Here is a 22,449-nt window from a genome sequence, read left to right as displayed (position 1 = left end):
GCTTCGTCCCTGACCTTCCTGGACGATGCCCGATGAACGCACAGCTCTCCGCCCTGCAGCAACAGGCCCAGCAACTCTCCGAATCCGTGACCCGGCCCATTCCCGGCTCGCGCAAGATCCACGTGCCCGGTTCACGCCCGGATCTGCAGGTGCCGATGCGCGAGATCGCGCTGACCCGCACGCCGACCTTGTTCGGCGGCGAAGAGAATGCACCGGTGACCGTTTACGACACGTCGGGCCCGTACACCGATCCGGAGGTGCGCATCGATCTGTCCGCTGGTTTGCCGGCACTGCGTCGCGGCTGGGTGGAAGAACGCGGTGATACCGAGCGGCTGGAAGGACTGAGCTCTTCGTTCGGTCGCGATCGCGAGCATGACCCGAAGCTTGATGCGGTGCGCTTCCCCGCGCGCAGCCTGCCTCGCCGTGCGCGTGCAGGTGCCAACGTCACCCAGATGCACTACGCGCGCCGCGGCATCATCACGCCGGAAATGGAATTCGTCGCCATCCGCGAGAACCAGCGGCTGGACGCGATCCGCGATGCCGGGCTGCTGCAGCAGCACCCGGGCGAGGCGTTCGGCGCTTCGATCCAGAAGATCATCACCCCGGAGTTCGTGCGCGACGAAATCGCCCGCGGCCGTGCGGTGCTGCCCAACAACATCAACCATCCGGAAAGCGAGCCGATGATCATCGGCCGCAATTTCCTGACCAAGATCAACGCCAACATCGGCAACAGCGCTGTTTCCTCGGGCATTGCCGAGGAGGTGGAGAAGCTGGTGTGGGCGATCCGCTGGGGCGGTGACACGGTGATGGACCTGTCCACTGGCAAGCACATCCATGAGACCCGCGAGTGGATCATCCGCAACTCGCCGGTGGCGATCGGTACCGTGCCGATCTACCAGGCGCTGGAGAAGGTCGACGGCCGCGCCGAGGCGCTCACCTGGGAAATTTTCCGTGACACGCTGATCGAACAGGCCGAGCAGGGCGTGGATTACTTCACCATCCACGCTGGCGTGCTGCTGCGCTATGTTCCGCTCACCGCCAAGCGGGTCACCGGCATCGTCAGCCGCGGTGGCTCGATCATGGCCAAGTGGTGCCTGGCACACCACAAGGAGAACTTCCTCTACACGCATTTCGAAGACATCTGCGAAATCATGAAGGCCTATGACGTGACCTTCTCGCTGGGTGACGGCCTGCGCCCGGGCTGCATCGCCGATGCCAACGACGCTGCGCAGTTCGGTGAGCTGGAGACGCTGGGCGAACTGACGAAGATCGCCTGGAAGCACGACGTGCAGACCATGATCGAAGGCCCCGGCCACGTGCCGATGCAGCTGATCAAGGAGAACATGGACAAGCAGCTGCGCGAATGCGGCGAAGCGCCGTTCTATACGCTGGGGCCGCTGACCACCGACATCGCACCGGGCTACGACCACATCACCAGCGCGATCGGTGCGGCGATGATCGGTTGGTTCGGTACGGCGATGCTGTGCTACGTGACGCCGAAGGAGCACCTCGGCCTGCCCAACCGCCAGGACGTACGCGACGGCATCATGGCCTACCGCATCGCCGCGCATGCGGCCGACCTGGCCAAGGGACACCCCGGCGCACAGGTGCGCGACAACGCGCTGAGCAAGGCACGCTTCGAGTTCCGCTGGGAAGACCAGTTCCATCTCGGGCTGGACCCGGAGAAGGCCAAGGAATTCCATGATGAGACGCTGCCGAAGGATGCGCACAAGCTGGCGCACTTCTGCTCGATGTGCGGCCCGCACTTCTGCTCGATGAAGATCACCCAGGACGTGCGCGACTACGCCGAGGCCGGCATGAAGGAGAAGTCGGAAGAGTTTCGCGCGGCCGGCGCCGAGGTCTATCACCAGGGCTGACGTGTAACGGGTAGTGCCGGCCGCTGGCCGGCATTCCGTCGTGCGTGGGACCGGGAGAGTGCCGGCCAGTGGCCGGCACTACCGCTCATCACGTCGCTCCCGGCTATCCTCCGCCCATCACCCTGGGGAAGGACGCCATGCCCGTTGCCATCACCACCCGCTGGCTGGCCATTGCCCGCCGCCATCCTTCGGCCTGGCTGCTGGGTGCCCAGTTGATCGCGGTGCTGCTGTATCCCGCACTTGATGACACCGCCGGCGGCCGTGCGGCACTGGGCATGTTCGGCATGGCGGTACTCGGCCTGGCGCTGTGGGTGGTCCAGCGCAGTCCGCTGGGCACCTGGCTGGCACTGCTGCTGGCCATTCCTTCGGTGGTGTTCTCGCTGGCCGGCGCACTGCTGGATCGCAGTGCGCTGCTGACCACCGCGCAGCTGCTGGAAAGCCTGCTGTACTTCTATACGGCCGGTGCGCTCATCGCCTACATGCTCCAGGACCATAAAGTCACCCGCGATGAACTGTTCGCAGCAGGTGCGACATTCACGTTGCTGGCGTGGGCCTTCGCGTTTGCTTTCGCCGTGTGCCAGCAATGGTATCCGGGCAGTTTCCAGGGCACCGGTGGTGGCGCGCAGCGCACCTGGATGGAGCTTCTTTATCTGAGCTTCAGTTTGCTCTCGGGTGTTGGCTTGAGCGACGTTGTGCCACTGCATCCGCAGGCGCGCGCCTTGGTCATGCTGGAGCAGTTTTCAGGCGTGATGTACGTAGCTTTGGTGGTTTCGCGACTGGTTGGATTGACCATGCTGCGGCGCATGTGAAAATGAACGCCAGATAAAAATTTCGCGCCCCGCAGGGCGCGAATGGTGCAGCAAATTATGTGAATGCGTCGGCGAGAGAGAGCCTGGATGTCGACCACGCGATAGGCGAGGTAACCCGCATAGGCTAGTATTCGCCCGCTTCATTGTTTTTGCGGTATGCGCCGATGCTTTGTGCGGAGTCTGGCTTTTTGCTGTTCCCAGGACGGGAGGGTATCGAAGGCAAACGCTGCCCCGGACCTGTCTCTACTGTGTAGCGGAAAATGAACAGCAGTGAAAACCAGCCCCCCGGATTCGATCGGATCCGGATAGGAGAGTGCACTGTCACTCTGTCCTCGCGCGAAGTCGAGGTCGTGGGTGCGCGTCGCCCGCGTCGGCTGACGCCGAAGGCGCTGGGCGTGCTGCGTGTGCTGCTGCGCCAGCCGGGGCGTGTTGTCACCCGCGATGAACTGTTCGCGGAAGTCTGGCCGGACACGCTGCCGACCAATGATGTGCTTACCCAGGCCGTCACCCAGCTGCGCAAGGCGTTCAGCAACGACGACGACAACGGCCAGGCCTATATCGAGACCATCGCCAAGACCGGCTATCGCCTGCTGGTGCCGGTGCAGGTACTGGACGATGTCGAGCCGGCGCCGCCCGCGGGAGCCGATGACGAAATCGTGGACATGCAACCGGCGATGGCCATCGCCGAGATGATGCCGCCACACGTGCAGGCATCGCGCCGCCGCTGGCGCCACGTCCGCCGGCGCGTACTGCTGGTGCTGGGCGTGCTGATGCTGGCCACGGTGGTGGTGCTGACCGCGCTGCTGCTGCGGCGGGCACCGGCCAGCAGTTCAGCTGTGGACGCGGCCGTGGAGAACGGCACGCGCGTGATCGGCAGCCCGCAGCGTCCCTATCGGTTGATCACCGCGACCAGCGGCTTTGAAACCTATCCCACGCTTTCACCCGATGGTTCATTGGTGGCCTATGAGGGCGCCAACGAAGACGGGCAGGGCGGTGGCGCGATCAAGGTGCAGACCTCCGGCAACGCGCCTGCGCGGCAGCTGCTGGCTCCGCCGGCCGGCTCGGTCGATCGCTTCCCGAGCTGGTCGCCGGATGGACGCGAGATCGCCTTCGCGCGGTTCAGCAACAACGGCGGTTGCCAGGTGCTGATCGCCAGCGCGACCGGTGGTGCCCTGCGCCAGGCCACACGGTGCGATGGCACCGAGCTGCTCAGTTTCGACTGGACGCCGGACGGCCGTGGCCTGGTGTTCGGCAGCATGGTGGGGCGCTATGCCCATCGCGGCATCCGCAAGCTTGATCTGGCCAGTGGCCAATGGGAGGCGTTGGACTACGGTGTCGCCGAGGATGACTTCGACTATGCGCCGCGCTACTCGCCTGATGGCAAGTGGCTGGTATTCGTGCGCAATCCGCAGCTGGGCGACCTGTGGCGCATGCCGGCCGCGGGTGGCACGCCCGAGCAGCTGACCAACGAGGCCGCTGAACTGCGTGGCTGGGCCTGGTTGCGTGATGGCCGGACGATCGTGTTTGGACGCCGTGTCGACAGTGAGGTGCGCCTGTACTACCTGGACGTCGAGAGCCGCACGCTGCGCGACGCCGGGCTCGACGACGCACAATGGCCGGCGACGGCGCGCCGCGCGGGGATGCTGGCCTTCGTTCACCGCCGCGCGCAGTTCGGCATCTTCAAGGTGCCGATGGAGGGCGGTTCACCCCCGCAGCGCTTGTTTGCATCCAGTGGTCGGGATGGGCAGCCGATGGCGGCGCCGGATGGACGCCAACTGGTGTTCACGTCCGATCGTTCAGGCAGCTTCGCGCTGTGGTGGGCGGACATGGAGCGCCCCGATTCGCTGCGGCCTATCGAAGGATTGCGGCCTGAGGCACGTCAGGCACCGGACTGGTCGGCCGACAGCCGGCGGTTGCTGGTGGTGGGGCGCGACGAACACGGACGCACGGTGGTCTATGAGATCGCACCGCGTGACGAACGCGTCCAGCCGTTGCCGGTACCGTCGGAGCAGCCGCTGCAGGCACTGTACGGTGCAAACCCGGACCAGCTGCTGGTAGTCGAGCGCGATGACCTGCAACAGACCCGGCTGAGCCTGTTTGATCGAAGCGTGCAGCCTTGGCGCCGCCTTGCCAGCATCGAGGGCGTGTCTCAGGCGCGGTTCGATCGCAGCAGCGGGCGTGTGCTGTTCACCCGCCTGGCGGCAGGCGGCCTGTGGTCGGTGGATGCGGCGCTGGCGTCAGGCAGCGTGCAGCAGATCAGCGATGACCAGCCCAGCCGGTGGCGGTACCGGGCCTGGACCGTGGCCGGCAACAGTGCGATCGGCTATCTCGGTACGTCCACCCGCTGCGGTACGACACTGGTGCTGATCCAGGCCGGGCGCGAGGAACCGGAACGCTGCCTGGATGCGGAACGCCTCAGTGCCGGCAACGGGCTGAGTGCCGGCGCCGATGGGCGCACCCTGTTCGTGGCAATGGCGGTCAGCGACGGTGCCGACATCGGTGTGATGCGTTTGCCCGAGCGCTCGCCGACGCTGCTTCCGGCGTTCTCCAAGTTGTTGTTGTTCAACGGAAATGGGCCTTCGTAATTTCTTCGTGGCGACCTCGCCGCGAATTCGTGGCGATCTCGTCTGACTTTCCTGACGTGGTGCCGCCTGATTTGGCAAAACGGAGGCCTGTACTAGGCAAATCCGTGGTGCCCCCATGCGTCAACTCTCGCTGGCCGATCGCGGCCAAACCGTCTCTCTGGACCGGTCGCTCGACGATGCTGCGCCGACCTGCCTGGGCGTGGCCCGGCTCGGCAGCCTGCAGACCGCAGGCAGCAGCTTCACTGTGTGGATGCAGGTGCGCGGCAGCTCCTGGGTGGAAGCCAAGGAAGGACGCTTCCGCTTGCGCCAGGGCGAGTGGATCGCCTTCGAGAAGGAGTCGCGGCCGCTGGTGCAGGCCGGTCGCAACGGCTTGTGCGTTGGCCTGAACCTGACGGTCGAAGCGCTGCGCGTGCTGGCCGAGATGGCCGATTGCGGTCTGTATGCCGGGCGTGGCCGCATGAACCGTGGCGATGCCCGCGTTGCGCTGCGCCTGTGGCGCGATGCGCTGGCCAGTGGCCAGCCGGCACAGGCACTGCGCCCGCTGCTGCTGCACCTGGCGGGCCTGCAGCGTGGGCTGGCCGACAACGTGCAGCGTTGCCCGGGGCGCTCGCGCAGCCGCAAGCGCCAGGTGTTCGGCCGCATGCAGCGCGCCCGCCTGTACCTGGAAGGCAACAGCCACCGCGTGGTGCGCATCGGTGAACTGGCCGAGCTGACCAACTTCTCCAGCTGGTATCTCTCCAAGACCTTCCAGAGCCTGTACGAGGAAAGCCCGCAGTCGCTTTCGGCGCGGCTGCGCCTTGAGCGCGCTGCCGACCTGCTGCGTGACACCGACATGATGGTCGGCGAAGTTGCTGCAGCCAGTGGCTTCGACAACTGCTGCAGCTTCGCGCGTGCGTTCCGCGCCCGCTACGGCCAGTCCGCATCGCGCTTCAGGGAGAACGGCGGCTTGCTGCCGCCACAATCTGCAAAGTCTCCGGTTGGTTCGCGCAAATACAGCGCTGCAACGCAATCGTAACGTGCTGGGGTGTTTTAACACGCTGCTAACACGTACCTTGGAGAGATAGATGAACGTTCGTAATCCCGCAGTGCGGCTGGGCCTTCTGCCGGCTGGCATTGCGTTGGCGCTGACGCCCGCCTTTGCTTCTGCACAGGAAGCAAAGGATGCGACCACCCTGGATCGCATCGAAATCACGGGCTCGCGCATCCGCGGCGCCTCGATGGAGACCCAGCAGCCGGTCCTCACCCTGAGCCGTGAGAACCTGGAAAAGCAGGGCTACACCACCGTCGCCGATGTCCTGCAGAACCTGACCTCGGCAGGTTCGCCGGCCATTTCCCGTGCGGACTCGCTGTCCTCCGGCGAAAACGTTGGCGGCTACTACGTCGACCTGCGCAACCTGGGCGCGCAGCGCACCCTGGTGCTGATGAACGGCAAGCGGCTGGGCGCGACCACTGCCGGCTACCAGGATCTGAGCCAGATTCCGATGGCCGCCGTCGAGCGCATCGAAGTGCTGAAGGATGGCGCCTCCGCCATCTACGGTTCGGACGCCATCGCTGGCGTGGTCAATGTGATCACCCGCAAGCGCTTCGACGGTGCTGAAGCCAGCGTCTACGTCGGCCAGTACGGCCGCGGCGACGGCGACACCAACACCTACTCGTTCACCCTCGGCTCCGAAGGCGAGCGTGGCGGCGTGACCCTGTCGGCCGAATACTCCAAGCAGGATCCGGTGTGGGCGAAGGATCGTTGGTTCAGCCGCGACGGCGGCCTGGGCCCGAACACCACCTCCGGTGATTGGAGCCCGCTGAGCCAGAACAGCACCTGGTGCGATCCGCGCGTGTGGGGCGACTGCAAGCCGCGCGCTGCAGGCCAGCCGCAGCCGGAGTGGATGACCCTGAACCCGGGCGGTGACCCGAAGAATGCGGCCGACTACCACCAGCTGACCCCGGCCGAGTACTCCAATGCCAACCAGCAGATGATGGTGCAGACCGGCATCGAGCGTAAGTCCGTGTACGTCAACGGCAGCTACGATCTGGCCGACTCGATCACTTTCAATGCTGACGTGCTGTACAACCAGCGCACCACTGACCAGCAGATCGCGGGTTACCCGTACCAGTCGCTGTCGTTCGGTACCCCGCTGTCGAAGGACAGCGCGTTCAACCCGATCGGTCAGGACGTCGAGTTCCGTCGCCGCCTGTGGGAAGTGCCGCGTACCACCAAGAGCGACCTCAAGACCCTGCGCTTCGCGCCGAGCCTGAGCGGCTTCTTCGAATTCGCTGGCAAGACCTGGGATTGGGACGTCGGCGCGCTGTGGAACCGCAACGAGCTGACCAAGACCGGCTACGGCGACATGAGCCTGATCGCCTCGCGTCAGGCATTGGGCCAGTCGTTCATCAATGGCCAGGGTGTTGCCCAGTGCGGTACTTCTGCCAAGCCGATCCCGCTGAGCCAGTGCCGTCCGTGGAACCCGCTGCTGCCGTATGGCGTCAACGGCCAGGGCTCGCTTGCCGACCGTGATCTGCAGAACTTCCTGTTCCCGACCTACACCGACACCGGTGTGACCAAGACCACCAGCTACACCGCCAACCTGTCCGGTTCGCTGTTCGAGCTGCCGGCCGGTGACCTGGGCGTGGCCATGGGCTACGAGCACCGCAAGGAAGAAGGCCGCTTCGTGCCGGACGCCTTCCGTCAGTCGGGCCAGTCGACCGGCCTGGCGTCGACCACCACCTCGGGCAACTACTCGCTGGATGAGTTCTACCTGGAACTGAACGTGCCGATCCTGTCGGACCTGCCGTTTGCCAAGGAACTGACCTTCAACGTCGCCAGCCGCTACTCCGACTACAGCAACTTCGGTGACACGATCAACTCGAAGTTCGGCCTGGTGTGGCGCCCGATCGAAGAGCTGCTGGTCCGCGGTACCTACGCAGAAGGCTTCCGCGCGCCGACCGTCGACGATCTGTACGGCGGCACCAACTCGAGCTTCGAGCGTTACACCGATCCGTGCGGTTCGACCTCGCCGGGCAACGTCGCTGGCAATGCTGCCTGCGCCGGGGCTGGCGTGCCGGCCAACTACGTGCAGGTCGGCCAGGGCTTCGCGCCTTGCAGCACCTTCCCGTGCGCGACCCCGGACCAGTTCGTCAGCGGTTCGAATTCGGCTCTGAAGCCGGAAACCTCCAAGAGCAAGACGGTTGGCCTGGTCTGGAGCCCGCGTTGGGTGCAGGGCCTGGACATCTCGCTCGACTGGTACCGCTACGAGCTGAAGAACATGATCATCGCTGACAGCGTTGATCGCATCCTGCGTGACTGCTACGTGCTGGGCAACGCAGCTCGCTGCGAAGGCGTCACCCGTGCCGCCGATGGCCATATCGAGGCGCTGACCTACGGCCTGGCCAACCTCGGCTCGATGGAGACCGAAGGCTACGACCTGGGTGTCAAGTACCGCCTGCCGGAACTGTCGATCGGCAAGTTCAGCATCGACTGGCAGACCAGCTACCTGGCCAAGTACGACGAAGCCGGCCAGAACAAGAAGGGTGAGAACATCACCATCGGTCGCGTTGGTGAGCCGGGCCTGTTCCGCGTCCGTTCGAACCTGGGCGTGAACTGGGAGCTGGGTGACTTCGGTGTCAACTGGACTGCTCGTTACTACTCGGGCATGAAGGAAAGCTGCATCGACGACGCATGGTGCGACGCCCCGAACCACTACGCCAATGGTGAGCCGGATCCGCTGCGCCACACCGGCTCCAACACCTTCCACGACGTGCAGGTCAGCTGGAAGGCTCCGTGGGATGCCACCATCGCCCTGGGTGCGAACAACGTGTTCGATCACCGCGGTGCGCTGCAGTACTCGGCGCCGAACTCGAGCTTCGCCTACTATGGTGGCTTCGACGTCGGTCGCTTCCTGTACATGAAGTACACCCAGCGCTTCTGATCGTTCGAAGTGCGATAGCAATACCGGGAGGGCGGACCGCAAGGTCCGCCCTCTTTTTTTGTAGCGGAATTCCGAAATGTCGTGGAAGGTGAGCAGAGTCACGTTCCTGTCGTGTCGCAATCAACACAGTTGCTGGGTCCACTTGCGGACACTTGCACATGGAGAGAGCGATGAAGAGCACGCTGTTGCACAAACTGTCTGCTGCTGCACTGATCTATGCAACATTGGTGGGTGCGGTGTTCGCCCAGACCGGTGGCGTCTGTGGGGGCGGGCTATACTGCGAAGAGCTGCGCCAGCAATGCCTGGCTGCAGGCAATTCGAAGGTCATGTGCGATCTGCAGTATCGCCACTGCGTGCAGGACGCCTGCGGCGCGCGCTGATGCAAAAAAGTGCCGGTGTCAATTCTTTCGCGCAAATCAAGAAGGACTTGAAACCGTATATGGGACAGTAGGTTAGCTCCTTTCGGGGCCGCTTAGAAGAAGAGCGGCGTTGTCGGCTAGGAGCGACATAGGAGCGTTGGGAGAGAAAGCCGCATCGCACTGTGTAGTGCTGGATTGCCGAGGAACGGCGGGCCTGTCGCATCATCATAGCCCAACAGGCTCGGCGGCATCCAGAATGAAGAACGCGCAGCCTGGGCTGCGCGTTCGATGGATGCCGTTGAATAGCATGCGGTGCAATCATGGCGGCTTCGGTGGTGTGCTGCGGGTCGCCGTGCCCTTCCTGAATCCTCGATCCCCCGCCATGAACGCTTCCAGCATATGCGGGATCAGCGTCGCCGCATCAACGGCCTCGCCATACGCCTGCGCGTGTAGCGCGGCGTAGCGGTCGAGGTCGACTTTCAAGCTGGTCGGGCAAACGAAAGTCAGCTTGGTGCTCTCGGTCTTCGGCAGCGGGCCGAGCCGCAGCTTCTTGGTCGTGCTCATCGTGAAGTCCCCCGGTTGAAGAACAGCGGCTGGTACGGCCGCAGCACCAGATCCCGGTTGACGATGATGCGAACCGGCAGGCCCGGCCGTTGCGTTAAGGTCGGCTGGATGTTGAGGTTGCGCCGGGTCATCTCCTGGCCGACCTGATTGATGCTGTCCTGCGCGCTGTCGCGCCCAGCGATGATGACGCGATCACCATCCTGCCGGTTCTCCGGCGCGGCCAGCTCGGCACCGACGCCCAGCAGCGTGGTGAGTGCCGCACCGGCAAAGATGCGGCCCCAGTGGTAGTCCACATCGTCCTCCAGCCCGGCATAGCCGGCTGGGTCGGTGCCGGCCAGGTTGTCGAGCGTGAGCGAAGACGTGTCCGGCAGGATGATCCGGTTCCAGACGACTTGAACGCGGCTCTGCCCGTAGCTGACCTGGCTGTTGTATTTGCCCAGGATGCGCGAACCCTGCGGAATCAGCAGGAAGCGCCCGGTGGCTGTGTCATAGACCGGCTCCGTCACCGTGGCGATCACGTCGCCGGGCAAGTCCGACTTGATGCCCGTCACCAAGGCACCTGCGACCACTGTTCCGGCCATAACCTGATACGGCGAAATTGGCAGAGTCAGATTGCCGGAATTACGGGTTTCAGTGGGGCCAGCTTTCATGAAAGCCTCTTTCTGGTCTTGCCGGTTTTGCACCGCTGTCGGGTCAGCAGGTTGGGCCGCCGTGGAGGCCGGCCCGGCCGCCAGCGGGTCAAACGCCGCATTGGCGGCGAAGCCCGGCGCAGCGGCCACCTGTGTCTGCGCTACCGGCGCCGCATTCTGCCCACCCGAGCGGAAGAACACGGACGAGGCCGCGGCCGCCTCGGCTTCTTTTCGCAGGGCATCGTTCGGGTCGTGACCGGGGGCCGCGTAGGCAGCCGTCGCCGGTTGCTGCGACTTCACGATAGCCGGGCCAAGATCGCCCGGCAGCGGTGGCCCTAGTTCGGGAACGGCAGGCAGCAACGCCGGCGGCAGCTTGGAATAGTCCGTCGGCAGCGCATCCAGTCCTTCCGACTTTGACACGCGATCGACGTTGTAAAGCTCGGTCTGCTCGCCTGTGCTGCGTCGATGAGGTTGCAGCGACCACATCAGCGCGCCGAGCACGGCGACCGCTAGGACGCCGGCAAGGATGGCCAGCGAGCGCCGGTTCAGGCGTGTGACTGGACGCGGCTGGGCGCGCAGCGCCACTGCCTCCGGCGCCACCTTGTCCGCCTGCGGCGCGGCAAGGTCGGGAGTGTCATCCTGGCTCATGGTCAGTTCCTCCGTGCAACACCATCGGTGCGCTCGATCCGCACCACGTCGCCGCCATCGCCGCCCAGCCGCAGTTCGGCCGCGCCGAACAGGCGATCCACGACGTAGTACGGCGAGCGAAAACGGTAGTTCACCAGTTGCCCGTCGCCCTGCGCGCCGATGACAAACAGCGGCGGCAGCTCGCCCTGGGCGATGCCCGGCGGGAACTGGATATAGACCTTCTCTCCATCATCGAAGGCGCGCAGAGGCTTCCACGGCGGGTTGCTGCCCGATACCGCGTAGCGGAAGCGGATCTTGTCCAGCGACAGGCCCGTATCGACAGGCGTTGTTGCCTGCGCTGCCTGCGCCTGGCGCTGCAACGCGAGCATTCGGTCTTTCGGATAGTCCCAGGACACCGACGCCATCCATGCCCTCTCGGTCGAGGTCAGCTCCAGCAGGTAGGTGCGCCGACTGGTGGTGATGACGAGATTGGTTTTCAGACCGGAGCGGATAGGCTTGACCAGCACATTGACGCGCAGATCGGCCCCGCCGCCGCTGGACGTGTCGCCCACGATCCAGCGCACGGTATCGCCGGCGGCGACCGTTACCAGTTCCTCGCCCGGTTGAAGCGAAACCACCGTCACGCGCCCCGGCGACGCATAGACCTGATAAAGCGCGCCATCGGTGAACGGCCACACCTGAATCGCGTTGACGTAGCCCTCACGGGTAGGCGCGATACGCGCTTCTGCATTGGCACGGGAAACGCGCACCTTTTCGTCGGCCGGCTCCGGCGCAACGGGGGCCTCATCGAGTTCCGGCAGGGGCTTCAACTGCGCCGGCAGCGCCAGCGGTTCAGGGACGGCGACGACTTCGACGGGCTTGGGCGGTTCGGGCAACGGCTGGGCCAGCACCGTCTCGTCGAGCGAGATGGATGGCGGCGGCTTCCCCTGCGAGGCGCAGCCCGCGAGGGCCAGCAGCGTCAAAGGAACAACGTAAAGGCGGAAACGAAGTTTCATGGTTTGGCTCCTTCGGAAGAATCCAGTTCGCGGCTCCATGACAGGCCGTTGACGTAGATACCCAATGGGTTCTTGAGCAGGCGCTGTTCAGTACGCGGGGTTTGCAGGACGGTCGAAAGCACGGCGTTCCAGCGTTCGGTGCCGGCGGGCGCACCGTTGACATAGCGCTGCTCTGTCCAGCGCACGTTGAAAGACGTGTCGCTCGCGCGAACCACGCTGGTGATTTGCACCGTTACCGATTCCTTGCCGATGCGGGCGAATGGGTCATTGGTGCGGGCGTAGTCGTTGAGCACCGCCGCGCCCTTGTCGGTGGTGTAGTCGTAGGCATCGAGCCAGTTCTGCCGCACCACGATGGGGTCGATGGACAGCGAGCGAACCAGCGTCACGAAGCGCGCCAGGTGGTGCGCGATCTGCGCGTCGCCGGGCCGGTACGGCGTGGCGGCCTCTCCCACGGCGCGCACCTGCCCGGCTTGATCGACCTCGATGACATAGGGCGTCACGATGGACTGCGCCGAGCGCCACACCAGGCCGCCGGCCATCAACAGCGCGAGCACTAGGCAGCCGAAGGCCATCAGGCGCCAATTCTTCGCCTGCACGCGGGCGGAGCCGATACGGTCGTCCCACACCTGGGCGGCGGCTTGATACGGGGTGGCAGGCTGCGGCGTATCGGCGTAGCGCACCTGCGGTCGTTTGAATCGCATGGGTGTTCTCCTTGAAGGTTAGGTATCGGAATCCCGCAGGCTCGGGCCTTGCCCGGAGCCGCCGCCGTCGCCGCCGCGCAGCGTGTGGGCGGCAGTGGTCGCGGCATGGGTAGCCTGCTGGCGGCGGTGCATCCGCTTGGCCCAGGCCGGTTGCTCTTGCTTCTGCGAGCCTGCGGTGCCGTCTGCGGTCTGGCCGGGGCCAGCACCGTCGCTGCCGGCTTCTGTGCCGTTCCAGCCAGCGCGGAAGGAGTCGGCCACCTTCTGCCCAACAGCGGAAGCACCAGAGGTGACGCTGCGGCCTGCGGCTTGTGCGCCAGTCTTGGCGACATTGCCGAGGCCAGCCGCCGCGCCCTTGGCACCGCCGCCGGCCGCAGCGGAACCGGCCTGGAACGCCGATCGGGCACTGCCGGCCGCCGAAGTCGCGGCACGCGCACCGGCACCGGCCAGCTTTGCGGCCGCCGGGGCCATTCGTGCCCCGGCCATGACGGCGCCGCCCACGCCCGTTACGGCGGCGCCGATGGCAACGCCGGTGCCGACAGCCCCGACCGCAGCACCAGCCATCGCGCCCGCACCAAGCTGTGGCGCACCGGACACCAGGCCGGTGGCGATACCGGGGCCGAAAATGCCCAGCGCCAGCAGCGCGAGCGAGGCCAGCATCACGACCAGCGCGTGGTCGATGGATGGTTCGTCGGGATGCACCTGGAACTCGGCGAACAGGCCTGAACCGATGCCGACGATGACGGCCAGCGCCAAGACCTTGATGCCTGACGACACCACGTTGCCTAGCACCTTTTCCGCGAGGAACGAGGTCTTGTTCCAGAGTGCAAACGGGATCAAGACGAAGCCGGCGAGCGTAGTCAGTTTGAACTCGATCAGCGTGATGAAAAGCTGTACGGCCAGCACGAAGAAGCAGAGGATCACCACCAGCCAGGCGATGAACAGAACCACGATAGGGTCGATGTTCACGAACACCTCGGGGAACCCAGCCATGTCCCCGATCTGTTCCAGAATCGGCGCGGCTGCGTCGATGCCGGTCTTCGCCAGCCGGCCCGGCTGAAGGAAGTTCTCCATCGTGATGGCCGAGCCGGTAGCGGTAATTCCCAAGCCGGCGAACGAGCGGAACACGATGCTCGCCAGCCAGTTGAAGTTGCCGATGATGTAGGCGAACGCGCCGACACAGAGCACCTTGCGCAGCAGCTTGGCGATCACGTCGTCGCCCTGGCCGGTGGCGTGGCTCATGGCCCAATACAGGCCAGCGATCGTCATGTCGATGACGATGAGCGTGGCGGTGAGAAATGCCACTTCGCCCTGCAATAAGCCGAAGCCCGAGTCGATGTAGCGCGAGAACGTATCGAGGAAACGGTCGATGATGGTCACGTCGTTCATGGCGAATCCTCGGGCGGAGTGAGCGGAACGGCGCCCTCTGGCAATTCATCTGCGGGCGTATCGAAGCTCGGCGGAATCGGCGGGAGTTCAGCCAGCGAGTTGTATTCATCCGGCCCGGTATGGCCGGCGAAGAAGCGCCGCCGGAAGGCTTCAGCGGCGGCGCGGCAGGCATCCTCGCCCACGGCCTGCCGGTCGGCCGCGCATTGCCCGCGCAACGCCTTGAGCCGCACCGGATCTGCGGCCAGGGCGTCGGCCAGGTTCTCGGCCGGCTGCTGGCCGCACGCGGTCAGCAGCACGGCCATCAGGACGGAAGCGCATCGCATGGCCGCCTCCGGTCAGTTGTTATAGAAGTTGACGGACTGCGGCGTGTACGGCGTGCCGGTGCCCAGAAAGCGCCGCCGCACTTCGCGGGCGCGCTCCATAGCCGCCGCTTGCCGCGCCAGTTCCAGTGAAGCGGCCCGGTCTTGCGTGATCTGGAGCTGCTGCGCCTGGATCGACTGCTTGGCCTGCAAAGCCAGGAGCTGGTTCGTCGCCTGCATCGCTTGCAGCGCGCCGGTGGCCGACTGGCTCTGGCTCACGAGATCGGCCAGCGCGCTTTCGTCTTGGGCGAGGTTCTGCGACACCTGCGCCTGCATCCGCATCGCGGTGTGCAAGCCGTTCAAGGTGTTCTGCCAGCGTTCGCGGGCGTCCTGTGCCATGCGGTCGCCGCTGATGGTGGCGGCGTACTGTTCCGGGTACAGGCGGGCGAACGTGGCATCCATGCTCTGCACGTCGTAGGCCAAGCCGCGCGCCTCGGCGATCAGGCGCTCGGTGGTGGCGAGCGTCGAGCGCAGGCGGTTGACGATGTTGAAGTCGAGATTTGCCAGGTTCCTGGCCTGGTTCATCAACATCTGCGCCTCGTTCTGAAGCTGGTTGATCTGGTTGTTGATCTGTTCCAGCGTGCGCACGGCGGTCAGCGTGTTCTGCACGAAGTTGGACGGGTCGAACACCGTCAGCGCGGATGCGGGCTGCACGGCCAGCAGCGATACCGACAGCACGGCAGCGAGTGAGACAGAGAGCAAACGGGGCTTGGTCTTCATGGTGAAACCTCCAGCGGTTGAGAAGCGAGAAAGGAAGCTGCCGCCGGAGCGGACGGCAGCAGGTCGGCGGCCCAGCCGAGGCCGCGATGGCGCAGCCACGCGCCGGCGAAGCCGGGAGCGCCGGCCTGCGTCAGCACGCGGTCAATATCGCGTTGGTCTTGAGGGGTGGATGCGCCCGCGAATGCGAGCGCGACAGGCCCCAGGTCGAGGTCGAACAGGCGATTGCCGAGGCGCGACTGGTAGTAGTAATCGCGCTTGGGCTGTGCGGTCGCCACGATCTCAATCTGGCGGCTGTTCAAGCCGAAGCCTTCGTAGATCGTGCGAATCTGCGGCTCGGTGGCCTGCGGGTTAGGTAAGAAGATCCTGCTCGCGCAGCTTTCGATGATGGCTGGCGCGATGGTCGAGTCCTTGATGTCGGCCAGCGACTGCGTGGCAAAGATGACGCTGACGTTCTTTTTTCTGAGCGTCTTGAGCCATTGCCGGATGCGGGCCGCGAAGGACGGCTCATCGAGGAACAGCCACGCTTCATCGAGGATCAGCAGCGTGGGCGCGCCGTCAAAACGTTCGTCGAAGCGGGCGAACAGGTAGCGCAGCACTGCTTGCACGGCGGCGGGGCTGTGCATCAGTTCTTCCATCTCAAAGCCCTGCACGTCGGCCATGCCCAGCCGGTCGTGGTCAGCGTCCAGCAGCTTGCCGTGGGCGCCGCCCAACACATAGGGCGCGAGCGCTTGGCGCAGCGCGTTGGACTGCAATAACACCGACAAGCCGGTCATGGTGCGCTGCTCCACTGGCGCACCGGCAAGGCTTCGCAGCGCCGACCAAATGGCAGCCTTCTCGTCCGGGCCGACCGTCACGCCTTCGTGCAGCAGCCGGCCCTCCACCCATTCGGCGGCCCAGGTGCGGTAGCCCTCGTGGGCTATTCGCGCGAGTGGCTGGAAGGCGATGCCGCCATCGGCACCGAGGTCGTAGTGCTCACCGCCAAGGCCGAGGATGGTGGCGCGCATCGAGCGCCCCATGTCGAAGGCGAAGATCCGCGAGCCGAAGTAGCGCCGGAACTGCATGGCCAATATGGCGAGCAGCACCGACTTGCCCATGCCGGTCGGCCCGGCGACAAGGGTGTGCCCCACGTCGCCGATGTGCGTCACCAGCCGGAACGGCGTCGCGCCATCGGTGCGGGTGACGATCAGCGGCGGGCCATCGAGGTGTTCGTTCTTCTCCGGCCCAGCCCATACCGCTGACATCGGCATCATGTGCGCCAGGTTCAGCGTCGAAACGATGGGCTGACGCACGTTCGCGTATGCGTTGCCGGGGACGGACGACAGCCAGGCATCGACTGCGTTGAGGGTTTCGGGGATGGTCACGAAACCCCGGCCCTGGATGACGCGCTCCACCATGCGCAGCTTCTCGTCGGCCACGGCCGGGTCGGCGTCGAGCACCGTCACCGTGGCGGTGAGGTAGCCGAAGGCGACTTGATCGCTGCCCAGCTCCTGCAAGGCGGCATCGGCGTCGGCGGCCTTGTTGCTGGCATCGGTATCGACCAGCGGGCTTTCCTGCTGAAAGATCGTTTCGCGCAGCAGCGCGATGACGTTCTTGCGCTTGGCGAACCATTGGCGCCGCAAGCGCCCCAATTCCCGTTCCGCCTCGGCTTTGTCCAGGCACAGGAAGCGCGTACTCCAGCGATACGCAAAGCCCAGGCGGTTGAGGTCGTCCAAGATCCCCGGCCAGGTCGAGGTCGGGAAGCCTCGTACCGACACCACGCGCAGGTGCTGATCGCCCAGCATGGGCGCCAGGCCGCCGACCAGCGCGGCATCGGCCAGCAGTGCGTCGATATGGAACGGCACGTCGGGCACGCCGACGCGATAGCGCCGCGTGGAGACTGTGGCATGCAGGTAGGTCAGCGTCTGGCTATCGTCCAGCCAGGCAATCTCCGGCATCACACCATCGAGCAGGTCGAACACGCGATCGGTCTCTGCCACGAAGGAATCAAGCCGACCACGCCAGTCCACACCCTCAGTGGGCCGGTTCTCGTACAGCATCCCAGCCGCACGGGCGCGAGACTCTTGCGGCGGTAGGTGTTGCAACGTGAAGTGATAGACGCTCTCGAAATGGCCATCCGACTCCTCGAACGCCGCGCGTCGCTCCTCATCCACCAGCCAGGACAGTGGTTCGGGAAAGGAGGATTGCGGATAGCTCGATGCCCGCATCCGCTCGGCCTCGATATAGAAGGCCCAGCCAGACCCGGTACGGCGAAGCGCGTTGTTCTGCCGCGCCGACGTGGCAATCAGCTCGCCCTGTGTCGCACTGTCCAAGTCGGGGCCGCGAAACTGGAACGTGCGTTGAAACGAACCATCTTTGTTCAGCACAACGCCCGGCGCGACCAGCCCGGCCCAGGGCAGCCAGTCGGCAAGCAAGGCCGGGCGCTGACGATATTCGGCAAGGTTCAGCATGGCGTCCTCCCCTCACACGTCCAGAAGCGGGCGGTGTTTGATATGCCGCGCGAAGACCTGCATGAACTGCGGATCGACGCGCGCACCCCATACGGCCAGCGAGTGGCCGACGATCCAGAGCACCACGCCGGGAATCCACAGTTGCAGGCCCAGCCCGACGGCGGCGGCTAGCGTGCCGTTGGCAATCGCCACGGTGCGCGGCGCACCGCCCAGCAGGATCGGCTCGGTCAGCGAGCGATGCAGCGGCACTTCAAAGCCCGGAAGATCGGTGGCCTTACTCATACGACGGCCCCTCCGGAGAAGCTGAAGAACGACAGGAAGAACGAGGACGCGGCGAACGCGATGGACAGGCCGAACACGATCTGGATCAGCTTGCGAAAGCCGCCGCTGGTATCACCGAACGCCAGCGCAAGCCCCGTCGAGATGATGATGATCACCGCCACGATCCGGGCGACTGGCCCTTGGATGGATTCGAGGATGGAGGTCAGCGGCCCTTCCCACGGCATCGAGGAACCGGCGGCCTGCGCCGTGCCCGCCAGCAACAGCATCAGCGCGGCCAGCAGCAGCCCTTGCCCTGCGGGACGGGCCAGGTGGCGCAGCCGCGCCATGCTGGACAGGCGAGAAATAGGATTTACGGAAAGACGGAAAGCATCAACGTGCGTCATGGCAGTTCTCCAGGTTGGTCAGGGGTCGAGGAAGGCGCAGCGGCAGCGGCTGCAAGAGGAACCGGCGGCAGCTCGGGAAACGGCGTTTCCAGCGCATCTGTCAGGCGATAGCCCGCACCGTCGAAGCCGACGACACGGGAGATGGTTTCGACGTGACGTTTGCGGCCACGGCCTGCGATGTGAATCACCACGTTGACCGCCTCGGCGATCAGGGCGCGGGGCGGATTCACTGCCACTTCGAGGATCAGTTGCTCCAGACGCAGCAGTGCGCCCAAGGCGGAGCCGGCATGGATGGTGGCAATGCCGCCGGGGTGGCCGGTGCCCCAGACCTTCACCAAGTCCAGGGCTTCGCCGCCACGCACTTCGCCGACGATCACGCGGTCAGGCCGCAGGCGCATCGTGGCCCGCACCAGCTCGGTCATTGTGACGACGCCGGCGCGGGTGCGCAGCGGCACATGGTCGCGGGCCGCGCATTGCAGCTCGATGGTGTCTTCGAGCACCAGCACGCGGTCGCCTGTGGCGGCGATCTCGGCCAGCAGCGCGTTCGCCAGCGTGGTCTTGCCGGTGCTGGTGCCGCCGGCGATCAGGATGTTCTGCCGCTCGCGCACGGCGCGGCGCAGGAACTCGGCCTGCCCGGCGGTCAGGATGCCGTCGGCCACGTAGCGATCCAGGCCGATGATGCTCACGGCCCGCTTGCGTAGCGCGAAGGCTGGCCCCGGGGCGGCCGGAGGCAGGATGCCCTCGAAACGCTCGCCGGTTTCCGGCAACTCGGCGGTCAAGAGCGGCTGGCCGCGATGCACCTCCGCGCCGACATGCGCGGCGACCAGGCGGATGATGCGTTCACCATCGGCCTCGGGCATCTCCACGCCCAGCGGCGAGCGACCCGACGACAGCCGATCCACCCACAGGGTGCGATCGGGGTTGAGCATGATTTCCACAACATCCGGATCTTCGAGCGCAGCGGCGATCAGCGGCCCCATCGCCGTGCGCAGCATCTGGATGCGGCGATCCTGGGACGCCGCGGCGGATGAGCGAGATTCAGGCGGAATCTGCGGAACGGCACTCATGACGCACGCTCTGCAGCTCGCTCATCGGCGGACGCCATCGCTGCTGCGTCATCCATCCGCATCGGATCGGGGTGCAGTTCCTCCACCACGTCGCGCACCAGACTGCGGCCACGCAGCAGGTGGCGACCCAACTGCTCGACGAACTGCTCGAAGCGCGCTTTGCCCTGGGCGCGGGCCGCGTCCTTGTGGGCTTCTGGCACCGGCGTGCTGATGGTCAAGAAATAGCGGATGAACAGCGCCAGCGTTTCGATCTGGATGTTCTGGTCGCGCTCCATGCGTTCGGTCTGCCGCGACAGTCGATCCAGCCGCTTGGCAATGGCGGCCTCACGCTGGTCGCCCGCATCGGGTGACAGCCAGGACGCCAAGGCCGCTGCGACGATGGAGGACTTGGACACGCCTTTCTTGGCGGCAAGTTCATCCAGGCGCTTGGCGTGCTCGGGCTGGATGAAAAGATTGAGGCGGTATTGGCTCATAGGTCGATTCCGTCGTTGGGGTCGAGAGAAGCCAGCCGGGCCGTGCGCTGCATGGCCGGGTCGAGCTGGCCGGGAAGCGGGAGCGCCAGGTCGTCGTCATCGAGCAGCTCCAGGTCGTTCGCACACGCGTCCAACTCGGGCTCGTAGGCGACGGTTTCGGAGAGTTCGAGCTGGCGGCGCGGGCCGCCGTCATCGGTGCCGCCCGGACCATCGGCGGATACCGAGGTCGGCGCCGTAGGTACGGCCGGGATCGCCAAGCCGCTCCAGTCGTCGGGGCGGGCTGGCGGCGCGTCGGCGTACCTCCCGACTGCGAGCACGGGCGGTGGCAGGACGCGATCCTTGAAATTGGCGTCGACGTAGTAACGCAGCTTCTTCGCGCGGATCGGGGCAACGCTGGACACCATGACTACGGCGTCCTCAGGTGGAAGCTGCATCACCTCGCCGGGCGTCAGCAGCGGACGTGCAGTTTCCTGACGCGACACCATCAGGTGCCCCAGCCACGGAGCGAGGCGGTGGCCCGCGTAGTTGCGCTGCGCGCGAAGCTCGGTGGCGGTGCCGAGGGTTTCGGAAATCCTTTTCGCCGTCCTTTCGTCGTTGGTGGCGAAAGTCACCCGGACATGGCAGTTGTCGAGGATGGAATGGTTCTGCCCATACGCCTTGTCGATCTGGTTCAGGCTTTGAGCGATGAGAAAGCTGCGGATGCCGTAGCCGGCCATGAAGGCAAGCGCGGACTCGAAAAAATCGAGGCGACCCAGCGCCGGAAACTCGTCCAGCATCAGCAGCAGCTTGTGCCGGCGCGCGATGCCATCGCTGCCGTCGAGCGATTCGGTCAGCCGCCGCCCGATCTGGTTCAAGATGAGCCGGATCAGCGGCTTGGTGCGGCTTATGTCGGAGGGCGGCACCACCAGATAGAGCGATACCGGGTGCTCGGCGGAAATCAGGTCGGCGATGCGCCAATCGCAGCGCGATGTGACTTCGGCCACGGTCGGGTCGCGGTACAGGCCGAGAAACGACATGGCGGTGGAGAGCACGCCCGATCGCTCGTTGTCCGACTTGTTGAGCACTTCGCGGGCAGCGGATGCGACAACCGGGTGAGGCGCATCGCCCAGGTGCTTCGTCGTCATCATCCGGTGCAGCGTCAGCTCGAACGGACACGCCGGGTCGCTGAGGAAGTTGGCGACGCCGCGCAGCGTCTTGTCCTCGCCTGCGTACAGAACATGCAAGATTGCACCGACCAGTAGCGCGTGGCTGGTCTTCTCCCAATGATTGCGCTTCTCTAACGCACCTTCAGGGTCAACCAGAATGTCGGCGATGTTCTGCACGTCGCGCACTTCATGTGCGCCGCGCCGGACTTCAAGCAGCGGGTTGTAGGCGGCCGACTGCCTATCGGTGGGGTTGAAAAGCAGGCAGTGCGAAAAGCGCGAACGCCAGCCCGCCGTGATCTTCCAGTTCTCTCCCTTAATGTCGTGAATGACGGCGGACGCCGGCCACGAAAGCAACGTAGGCACCACCAAGCCCACGCCCTTGCCCGAGCGCGTGGGTGCGAAGCTCAGGACATGTTCCGGCCCCTCATGTCGGAGGTATTGGTCGTCGTGTTGGCCGAGGAAGACGCCCGCCGGGAGGGTCAGTCCAGCTTTGCGGATGTCGACGGCATCGGCCCAGCGTGCCGAACCATAAGTCGTAACCAGCCGCGACTGCCGAGAACGCCATACCGACATGGCGATGGCGACGAGTAAAGCGAACAAACCGCTACCACCCGCAATCGCACCGCCTGTGTCGAAGACGTGCGGCGCGTAGGCATCAAAGAAGAACCACCATTCGAACAAGCGCCACGGGTGATAAACCGGTACACCTAGAAGATCGAACCAGGGCGATCCGAGGCGTACTTGATAGCCAAGGGTCGCTGCTGTCCATTGTGTGGCGCCCCAGACGCCGGCGATCACGATGCCGATTACCACAGCGATCTGGCCGAACAGAACGTTCGTCCCTTGCATGACCTGTCCTCCGATTTCTCCTGCGCTGGTGTCTCATTGAAAGCGTTGCACAGGGGGTGTCGCAGGCGTCAGGATCGGTTCTGGGCTAGTGCCGGTCAAAGACCGTTCGCAGCACAATGGTCGAGGGAAAAGAAAGAATGAGCGCGGTGGCGAGTCAAAGAAAAGCGCCGCAAGCGAAAGCGCACTGCGGCGCATACAGAGTTCCAAGCAAGTTACCCAAAAAAAGCCGTCAATGGGCCTTGCTTCCA

19 protein-coding genes are annotated in these 22,449 nt (G+C 65.2%); 6 read left to right on the top strand and 13 right to left on the bottom strand.

Going from position 1 to position 22,449, the window contains the following annotated elements:
• Positions 1-32 precede the first annotated feature (32 nt).
• The 6 genes from thiC to ACZK2R_RS19170 all read left to right on the top strand — a co-directional run bounded on the left by thiC (position 33) and on the right by ACZK2R_RS19170 (position 9,574).
• Entirely contained in the window at positions 33-1,877 is a 1,845-nt protein-coding gene (thiC, locus tag ACZK2R_RS19195) for a phosphomethylpyrimidine synthase ThiC (RefSeq protein ID WP_071228157.1), read from the top strand.
• Between the two features lie 137 nt (positions 1,878-2,014).
• Entirely contained in the window at positions 2,015-2,686 is a 672-nt protein-coding gene (locus ACZK2R_RS19190; RefSeq protein ID WP_032128402.1) for an ion channel, read from the top strand.
• A 260-nt stretch (positions 2,687-2,946) separates the two neighbouring features.
• The gene (locus ACZK2R_RS19185; protein ID WP_180838365.1) at positions 2,947-5,271 is read left to right on the top strand and encodes a winged helix-turn-helix domain-containing protein; all 2,325 of its coding nucleotides are present in this window, start codon (positions 2,947-2,949) and stop codon (positions 5,269-5,271) included.
• Positions 5,272-5,386: 115 nt separating this feature from the next.
• Positions 5,387-6,286 (top strand): helix-turn-helix transcriptional regulator, encoded by a 900-nt coding sequence (locus tag ACZK2R_RS19180; protein WP_032128400.1) that lies wholly within the window; start codon positions 5,387-5,389, stop codon positions 6,284-6,286.
• 49 nt (positions 6,287-6,335) lie between these two features.
• Entirely contained in the window at positions 6,336-9,194 is a 2,859-nt protein-coding gene (locus tag ACZK2R_RS19175; RefSeq protein WP_125895002.1) for a TonB-dependent receptor, read from the top strand.
• Between the two features lie 170 nt (positions 9,195-9,364).
• Positions 9,365-9,574, top strand: coding sequence for a hypothetical protein (locus ACZK2R_RS19170; RefSeq protein WP_032128398.1), 210 nt, complete (start codon positions 9,365-9,367; stop codon positions 9,572-9,574).
• Between the two features lie 297 nt (positions 9,575-9,871).
• Here ACZK2R_RS19170 and ACZK2R_RS19165 read toward each other — a convergent pair whose 3' ends face one another.
• From ACZK2R_RS19165 to ACZK2R_RS19105, 13 genes are read right to left on the bottom strand one after another with little or no spacing between them, the layout of a single operon-like run.
• Complete coding sequence (locus tag ACZK2R_RS19165; protein WP_000108283.1) at positions 9,872-10,117, bottom strand: DUF2274 domain-containing protein; 246 nt, start codon at positions 10,115-10,117, stop codon at positions 9,872-9,874.
• Positions 10,114-11,394 carry a TraB/TrbI/VirB10 family type IV secretion system protein gene (locus ACZK2R_RS19160; protein ID WP_003092274.1) on the bottom strand — a complete coding sequence of 427 codons (1,281 nt, stop codon included), beginning with the start codon at positions 11,392-11,394 and terminating at the stop codon, positions 10,114-10,116. Before ACZK2R_RS19160 ends, ACZK2R_RS19165 begins: the two co-directional genes overlap by 4 nt.
• Positions 11,395-11,396: 2 nt before the next feature.
• Positions 11,397-12,389, bottom strand: coding sequence for a P-type conjugative transfer protein TrbG (trbG, locus tag ACZK2R_RS19155; protein ID WP_000776560.1), 993 nt, complete (start codon positions 12,387-12,389; stop codon positions 11,397-11,399).
• Entirely contained in the window at positions 12,386-13,090 is a 705-nt protein-coding gene (gene trbF / locus ACZK2R_RS19150; RefSeq protein ID WP_001211312.1) for a conjugal transfer protein TrbF, read from the bottom strand. The genes trbG and trbF overlap by 4 nt, the downstream gene beginning before the upstream one ends.
• An 18-nt stretch (positions 13,091-13,108) precedes the next feature.
• Complete coding sequence (trbL, locus tag ACZK2R_RS19145) at positions 13,109-14,476, bottom strand: P-type conjugative transfer protein TrbL (protein WP_478487527.1); 1,368 nt, start codon at positions 14,474-14,476, stop codon at positions 13,109-13,111.
• Positions 14,473-14,778, bottom strand: a complete 306-nt coding sequence (locus ACZK2R_RS19140) for a hypothetical protein (RefSeq protein ID WP_425479879.1) — start codon at positions 14,776-14,778, stop codon at positions 14,473-14,475. The genes trbL and ACZK2R_RS19140 overlap by 4 nt, the downstream gene beginning before the upstream one ends.
• 33 nt (positions 14,779-14,811) lie before the next feature.
• Positions 14,812-15,555 (bottom strand): P-type conjugative transfer protein TrbJ, encoded by a 744-nt coding sequence (gene trbJ, locus ACZK2R_RS19135; RefSeq protein ID WP_003092277.1) that lies wholly within the window; start codon positions 15,553-15,555, stop codon positions 14,812-14,814.
• On the bottom strand, positions 15,552-18,002 hold the full coding sequence (trbE, locus tag ACZK2R_RS19130; RefSeq protein ID WP_000933135.1) for a conjugal transfer protein TrbE: 2,451 nt from the start codon (positions 18,000-18,002) through the stop codon (positions 15,552-15,554). Before trbE ends, trbJ begins: the two co-directional genes overlap by 4 nt.
• A gap of 12 nt (positions 18,003-18,014) precedes the next feature.
• Positions 18,015-18,284 carry a VirB3 family type IV secretion system protein gene (locus ACZK2R_RS19125; RefSeq protein ID WP_003092280.1) on the bottom strand — a complete coding sequence of 90 codons (270 nt, stop codon included), beginning with the start codon at positions 18,282-18,284 and terminating at the stop codon, positions 18,015-18,017.
• Positions 18,281-18,667 carry a TrbC/VirB2 family type IV secretion system protein gene (locus ACZK2R_RS19120; protein ID WP_000150010.1) on the bottom strand — a complete coding sequence of 129 codons (387 nt, stop codon included), beginning with the start codon at positions 18,665-18,667 and terminating at the stop codon, positions 18,281-18,283. The genes ACZK2R_RS19125 and ACZK2R_RS19120 overlap by 4 nt, the downstream gene beginning before the upstream one ends.
• Positions 18,664-19,734, bottom strand: coding sequence for a P-type conjugative transfer ATPase TrbB (trbB, locus tag ACZK2R_RS19115; RefSeq protein WP_023093367.1), 1,071 nt, complete (start codon positions 19,732-19,734; stop codon positions 18,664-18,666). Before trbB ends, ACZK2R_RS19120 begins: the two co-directional genes overlap by 4 nt.
• Positions 19,731-20,207 (bottom strand): ribbon-helix-helix protein, CopG family, encoded by a 477-nt coding sequence (locus ACZK2R_RS19110; RefSeq protein WP_000085131.1) that lies wholly within the window; start codon positions 20,205-20,207, stop codon positions 19,731-19,733. The genes trbB and ACZK2R_RS19110 overlap by 4 nt, the downstream gene beginning before the upstream one ends.
• Entirely contained in the window at positions 20,204-22,201 is a 1,998-nt protein-coding gene (locus ACZK2R_RS19105; protein ID WP_001163195.1) for a conjugal transfer protein TraG, read from the bottom strand. Before ACZK2R_RS19105 ends, ACZK2R_RS19110 begins: the two co-directional genes overlap by 4 nt.
• Positions 22,202-22,449: the final 248 nt, after the last annotated feature.

Source organism: Stenotrophomonas sp. 96582_Sma, assembly GCF_056480905.1.
The sequence above is the reverse complement of the archived record's forward strand: the minus strand, read 5'-3'. Positions and strand labels throughout refer to the sequence as shown.

Excerpts from the sequence above, each read along its gene's own strand:
- thiC (WP_071228157.1), top strand. The coding sequence starts at position 33 with ATGAACGCACAGCTCTCCGCCCTGCAGCAACAGGCCCAGCAACTCTCC.
- ACZK2R_RS19190 (WP_032128402.1), top strand. The coding sequence starts at position 2,015 with ATGCCCGTTGCCATCACCACCCGCTGGCTGGCCATTGCCCGCCGCCAT.
- ACZK2R_RS19185 (WP_180838365.1), top strand. The coding sequence starts at position 2,947 with ATGAACAGCAGTGAAAACCAGCCCCCCGGATTCGATCGGATCCGGATA.
- ACZK2R_RS19180 (WP_032128400.1), top strand. The coding sequence starts at position 5,387 with ATGCGTCAACTCTCGCTGGCCGATCGCGGCCAAACCGTCTCTCTGGAC.
- ACZK2R_RS19175 (WP_125895002.1), top strand. The coding sequence starts at position 6,336 with ATGAACGTTCGTAATCCCGCAGTGCGGCTGGGCCTTCTGCCGGCTGGC.
- ACZK2R_RS19170 (WP_032128398.1), top strand. The coding sequence starts at position 9,365 with ATGAAGAGCACGCTGTTGCACAAACTGTCTGCTGCTGCACTGATCTAT.
- ACZK2R_RS19165 (WP_000108283.1), bottom strand. The coding sequence starts at position 10,117 with ATGAGCACGACCAAGAAGCTGCGGCTCGGCCCGCTGCCGAAGACCGAG.
- ACZK2R_RS19160 (WP_003092274.1), bottom strand. The coding sequence starts at position 11,394 with ATGAGCCAGGATGACACTCCCGACCTTGCCGCGCCGCAGGCGGACAAG.
- trbG (WP_000776560.1), bottom strand. The coding sequence starts at position 12,389 with ATGAAACTTCGTTTCCGCCTTTACGTTGTTCCTTTGACGCTGCTGGCC.
- trbF (WP_001211312.1), bottom strand. The coding sequence starts at position 13,090 with ATGCGATTCAAACGACCGCAGGTGCGCTACGCCGATACGCCGCAGCCT.
- trbL (WP_478487527.1), bottom strand. The coding sequence starts at position 14,476 with ATGAACGACGTGACCATCATCGACCGTTTCCTCGATACGTTCTCGCGC.
- ACZK2R_RS19140 (WP_425479879.1), bottom strand. The coding sequence starts at position 14,778 with ATGGCCGTGCTGCTGACCGCGTGCGGCCAGCAGCCGGCCGAGAACCTG.
- trbJ (WP_003092277.1), bottom strand. The coding sequence starts at position 15,555 with ATGAAGACCAAGCCCCGTTTGCTCTCTGTCTCACTCGCTGCCGTGCTG.
- trbE (WP_000933135.1), bottom strand. The coding sequence starts at position 18,002 with ATGCTGAACCTTGCCGAATATCGTCAGCGCCCGGCCTTGCTTGCCGAC.
- ACZK2R_RS19125 (WP_003092280.1), bottom strand. The coding sequence starts at position 18,284 with ATGAGTAAGGCCACCGATCTTCCGGGCTTTGAAGTGCCGCTGCATCGC.
- ACZK2R_RS19120 (WP_000150010.1), bottom strand. The coding sequence starts at position 18,667 with ATGACGCACGTTGATGCTTTCCGTCTTTCCGTAAATCCTATTTCTCGC.
- trbB (WP_023093367.1), bottom strand. The coding sequence starts at position 19,734 with ATGAGTGCCGTTCCGCAGATTCCGCCTGAATCTCGCTCATCCGCCGCG.
- ACZK2R_RS19110 (WP_000085131.1), bottom strand. The coding sequence starts at position 20,207 with ATGAGCCAATACCGCCTCAATCTTTTCATCCAGCCCGAGCACGCCAAG.
- ACZK2R_RS19105 (WP_001163195.1), bottom strand. The coding sequence starts at position 22,201 with ATGCAAGGGACGAACGTTCTGTTCGGCCAGATCGCTGTGGTAATCGGC.